At 38.5% G+C, this 5,635-nt stretch carries 3 protein-coding genes; all 3 read right to left on the bottom strand.

The annotated features are described in order from the left end of the window. Window positions 1–53: 53 nt before the first annotated feature. The 3 genes from L1D46_RS19505 to L1D46_RS19495 all read right to left on the bottom strand — a co-directional run bounded on the left by L1D46_RS19505 (window position 54) and on the right by L1D46_RS19495 (window position 5,619). Entirely contained in the window at window positions 54–3,356 is a 3,303-nt protein-coding gene (locus L1D46_RS19505; protein WP_130052875.1) for an EAL domain-containing protein, read from the bottom strand. A 126-nt stretch (window positions 3,357–3,482) separates the two neighbouring features. Then, window positions 3,483–4,868, bottom strand: coding sequence for a tRNA 5-hydroxyuridine modification protein YegQ (gene yegQ / locus L1D46_RS19500; RefSeq protein WP_130052876.1), 1,386 nt, complete (start codon window positions 4,866–4,868; stop codon window positions 3,483–3,485). Window positions 4,869–5,130: 262 nt separating this feature from the next. Then, a complete protein-coding gene (locus L1D46_RS19495) occupies window positions 5,131–5,619 on the bottom strand; it encodes a hypothetical protein (RefSeq protein WP_130052877.1) in 489 nt (162 codons plus the stop codon). Window positions 5,620–5,635: the final 16 nt, after the last annotated feature.

Genomic DNA, 5,635 nt, shown 5'->3' with positions numbered 1-5,635 from the left:
ATATTAGACAACCTACAATAGGAACAAAGTATTCTTACTACTTTTCCGCACACTTAATTTTTAATATTCTCAAAAAACGTGTAAAGCATTTCTAATGGCAACGGTTTACTGAAGTAATAACCTTGTACTTGTGAACACTCAAGCTGTTTAAGTATTTTCAGCTGTTGCTCTGTCTCGACTCCTTCTGCAATTGACTCCATACTTAATGCGCTGGCTAAATCAATCATAGCTTTAACGATTGCAGTGTCTGCATCGCTGGGGGTTTCTAAATCATCAATAAACGATTTGTCGATTTTTAGCTTATCAAGGGAAAAATCTTTTAAATAATTCATCGACGAATAGCCCGTACCAAAATCATCAATCGACATTTTAAAACCTGCCTCACGCAATTTTGTTATAGTGTTTAATGCAAATTTGGGGTTCCCTACTGCTATTGTTTCAGTTAACTCAAGTTCAATACATTCAGGCTCAATGGAGTAAGTTTGTAATACCGATATTAAATCACCGAGTAAGTGTTTATTAACAAACTTAGTTGCAGACAAGTTTATTGCAAAAGTGAGACGCGGCATGCTGTCATCTCGCCATTGACGAATTGTTTTAACGGTATGTTCGAATACCCAGTCATCAATTTCACTAATGCGGCCACTGCTTTCAGCAATGGGTATAAACTCAGCAGGAGATACATTACCTAGTGTTGCTGAGTGCCAGCGTAGTAATACTTCAACAGCCACCGCATGGCCAGATGCAATATCAATTTGCGGTTGAAATACCAAATAAAACTCATTATTTTCAAGAGCGAAATTAAGTGCATTAATGATTTGTAATTGTCTGAGCCCAGATTTATTCATTTCTTCGGCGTAAAATAAGGCATTATTACGACCTAGTCGCTTAACCTCAAACATCGCTGACTCAGCCATCTGTAATAGAGGCTCAAAATTTTGCCCATCAATTGGATACAAGGCAACACCAACAGAAGCTGTAACAACGATTAAATCATCATTAATCGTAAGAGGTTCACTGATCACCTTTAATAAGTGGTGACAGCTCTTATTTATTGCACCTGTTGAAGTATAAGGTGTGATAAATGCAAAGCGGTCTCCTTGCAAGCGAGCAACTATAATATGCTCACCCATAAAATTACAAATTCGTGCACTCAAGTTCTGCAGCACAAGGTTACAGTTAGCCATTCCTAGTGCTTTATTTAGAATTTTAAAATTATCTAAACCAACTAAAATAAAAGCTGCTTTTACATCTTCTTGAAGTTTAATTGTTTGTTCAAATTCAATCTGCAGCTTGTTTTGGTTTGCAAGCCCTGTTAGCTGATCATAATAAGACAATTGATGTATAAGCGTTTCACTTTCGACTTCTTTCGTTACATCATGCTGAAATGAAATGTAGTTTGTTACCGAACCTTGCTTATCCATCAATGGGTAAATGGTGGTTTGCTCAACAATCACTTTGCCATGCTTAGTCTTATTAACCAATGCACCAACCCACGCTTTTCGTTTTTTTAAATGCTCCCACATATTTTCGTAAACACTGGAATCAGTTTGCCCTGCACTGATTTTATCGGGCCTTTGGCCTATTAGTTCATCATAGTCGTACTGGCACATCTCTAAGTAAGCGCGGTTCATGTACTCAATTTTTGCATCTGTATCTGTAAACATAATTGGGTGTGGATTTTGCTCAACCGCTTGAGACAATATATGCATGCGTTTATTTAGATTAATTTTATGAAACCACTGCCATACAGACTCGGCCCATACAGTCAGCATTCGCCTATCATGCTCGCTAAAAACCTTCGTTTGGTGCTGAAGAATTATCGCCATATGGCATTGACTATGGCGCATCACCGGCACCACCAATAATGAGCTTGAGTCGCTTGGTAAGCCATACTCTTTAGCATGTTTATAGTTAACAATAACAGCTTCACCTGCCGCTATTTTAGCTTGTAATTTCTCAGTGCATACATCAAAGATAGTGCCTGGCTCTGCTCGATAGGAATGTTGCTTTTGTTCGTTACAAAGAAACAAAGCTGCTCCATCGCAATTAGTGATTTCAAGCGATTGATTTACCGCAAAATTCAATAAAATATCTTGATCGTCTTGAAACGAAATTTCGGTAAGCCGTAACAATCCTCGATTGAATTTACTTTGCTGTGCAAGTGCTGCCATACGGCCTACTTTATCTGATACATCGCGAGCATTAATCAGATATGTTGGCCCATCAATTTCATGATCGAACAAAGTTATCGAAAACTCAAAATGAATACATCTGCCATTTATGGTGATCGGTAAGGTATTTACCAAACACACACCGGACTTTTTAGTCTCCATAAGCATACGCATAAAGTCATCTGCATCTGATTGCTCAAACATACTGCTAATATTTTGACCGACCATACCTTTAGTAAATATATGACCATCTGAGTTATCGCTGAAGACTTCACGGAACGTACCGTCTCTTTCAAGTTCAAAAACAGAATCAGGCAGTGCCGTGAGTGTTGCTTTTAACTGTTTAGAAAAGTTATCTAGAGCTGTATAAGGCTTTGTTACAGTCTCAACAAAGAGGACCTTATACAATAAAAAATAAGTTAGCCCTTTATAAACATGGCCAAAAAAATTAAAGGTGTTGGTAGTGTGCGACGCATCATTTAAAACCAAAAAACAGACCTCACTTAAAATAGCTAATAAACAAACGATTGTTTTACCAGCAATATTTAAGTTTTTCCTAGGCTCGCGAAGCTGTATTGCAAACATTACAGCGGCTGCACCATAAAGCGCAAAAACAAGCAAATCAATTAAAAACTTAATATGGCTACCACCCACTCCTTCAATATATATTTCTGGCAGTAGCTCTGGAAAATAAAAAAGTGAGCTCGCAATGAATAAACTAAATAGCAGCAAAGAGGTAAGTAAAGCACGCGCATTTAACGGCTTATATTTGACCCAAATACCTGCTGCAATAATTAAAAATGCAGCTCCATTAAAGAGCCGTGCAACTAACCAAAGGCTAATAACTAGATTCATATCAGCATCGCCTTCATGCATGCTGTCAAATGCTAAAAAGTGCAATGAGTCGAAAATAGCTACGCAAAGCATGGTGCAAGAAAGCAGTAACAGTTTGTAGTTATTAGTGAAATGCCAAGTATTCCAGCCAATAGCAAAAATTAAAAACGAGATCACAACTGAGAACAATTCGACACAGGTATGCATCGCTATATAAAAAGGAATAGCAGCAATAAGACCTAATTGCTCCAATAGCAAGACAATGGCGAGCAGCAATACACCTACCGCAATAAAAGGTACTGTATGTAAAAGCTCTCTTTGATGTGATGGATGAACGACGTATTTCACTATAGTTTTTGATTATGTTTTATTAATACCCTAGAAAAAAGGATAGTAAAAATAACCAGTAACGACAGAGAATTACTAAAAAAAGATGAAGTAAAAGCGCTAAGAGTGACTTAGCGCATCTTTCAGTTAAGCTTTATTGAATGGATTACGGGTGTCTTGATCTGCATCTAGGTTACGCATCAAAATAGCATGCTCTAAATCGAGGTCTTCTGGCAAAGGAATTTTCACAATATGTCCTGAGCCTTTCGCATCACTAATGGCTTCACCTTTTTTATTTTCCATAAAATCTAGCTTGAAGTTGATGTTGCCTTTAGGTGTCATAAGCTCAAGTGAATGACCGGTACAAAATTTATTTTTCACATCAATTTCAACCAAGCCATTACTAGTGCGCCCTAATACTTCACCAACAAACTGCTGCTTATCTGATACAGAATGACCATACTCATAATTTTGATAGTCTTGATGCGCATGGCGCTTTAAAAACCCTTCGGTATAACCGCGGTGAGCTAAGTTTTCTAGGGTTTTAAATAAGTTGGCATCAAATGGACGGCCTGCAACAGCATCATCAATAGCTTTACGATACACTTGTGCAGTACGAGCAACATAATAGAAAGACTTGGTACGGCCTTCAATTTTTAAACTATGCACGCCCATTTTAGTAAGCTGATCAACATATTGAACTGCACGTAAATCTTTTGAGTTCATGATGTAAGTGCCATGCTCGTCTTCAAAAGCAGGCATGTACTCACCAGGGCGGCCCTGCTCTTCAAGCATGAACACTTCGTTACTTGGTGCACCATCACCGAGAGTTGGGATCACCGCTTTAGGGTCGATTTTATGCACCATTTCGCCAGTTTCATTCTCGGTGCCTGGTTTCACATCGTAATTCCAGCGACATGCGTTAGTGCAAGTACCTTGGTTTGGATCACGCTTATTGATATAACCTGATAGCAAACAACGACCTGAATACGCCATGCAAAGTGCACCGTGAACAAATACTTCAAGCTCTGTATTTGGGCATAATTCGCGAATTTCAGCGATTTCCTCTAGCGATAACTCACGCGATAAAATAACTCGCTCGATACCTTGCTGAGCCCAAAAGTTCACCGTGGCATAGTTAACCGCATTGGCCTGCACCGATAAGTGAATCGGCATATCTGGCCACTTTTCACGAACTAGCATGATTAGCCCAGGGTCAGACATGATCAGCGCATCAGGCTGCATAGCAATGACTGGCTCAATATCTCGTAAGTACGATTTTACTTTGGCATTGTGAGGAGCAATATTCGACACCACATACAATTTTTTATTTTGCGCGTGCGCTTCGTTGATACCAATCTGCAGGTTATCTAGGTCAAACTCATTGTTACGAACACGAAGGCTATAACGAGGTTGGCCAGCGTAAACAGCATCTGCACCATAAGCAAAGGCATAACGCATATTCTTTAAACTACCCGCAGGTGATAACAACTCAGGCGTAAAAGGACGAGGGGTCAAAATAGGTGACGACATGAAAGCTCCACACATCGAACCGAGTACAAGTCGGTTGCATGAATTAATACAAGAATGAAGCGCGGCAGTATAATAATCTGCCCAGTAATTTTATTGATCTAGATCATGATTGATGAAAACTCAGCAAACTAACTATGAGCCTATAAAAAGAAAAAAGGTGACCAATCCTATGGCCACCTTTTAAGATCAAACTCAATTAACTATCCAGGGTAATTGGTTTGGATTTGCAATTGTTAACTGCAAAATTCTTAACAAAAAGTTTTTACACACCGGTTAGGCGCTCTCGACCTTTTTTCCACAACAAGAACTGATAACCAAGCAAGCCGTCTGCTTGTATATTGATTCGTCCACCTGCAGCTTTTATAACTTGCAAGTGCTTTGGCTTATCATCGAGTTCAAATTTGAACTGTAATGACTTGGGAGTTTGCTTAATCAAGCTAATTGCAATCTCGTGCTCTTTTTTAGCATGAATAGTTACCATTTCATCCTGATTAAAGCGGTATTTTATTTGTTTATTTGTTGCGATTAGCTTCGGCATTAAATCAGCGATATGTTCATTCCAATTAGCTGACTTTTTTGCATATTCAATTGAAGCTGCTTCATCTAGCTCCCATGTGGTCAATAACTCTTCTGGCGCGCTTAAACTTTTGTTTAGTGAGTTTGAAACTTGATTTATTTGTGAACTAGTTTGATAAGAAATAAAGCTTAAAAGCAACAAAGCGACTGCATTTAATATTATTTTTTTTAACATGAAGACTCTTTAATAT

Origin of the sequence: Pseudoalteromonas sp. Isolate3 (assembly GCF_022398505.1) — a bacterium.
Taxonomy (GTDB): Bacteria; Pseudomonadota; Gammaproteobacteria; order Enterobacterales; family Alteromonadaceae; genus Pseudoalteromonas; species Pseudoalteromonas apostichopi.
The sequence above is the reverse complement of the archived record's forward strand: the minus strand, read 5'-3'. Positions and strand labels throughout refer to the sequence as shown.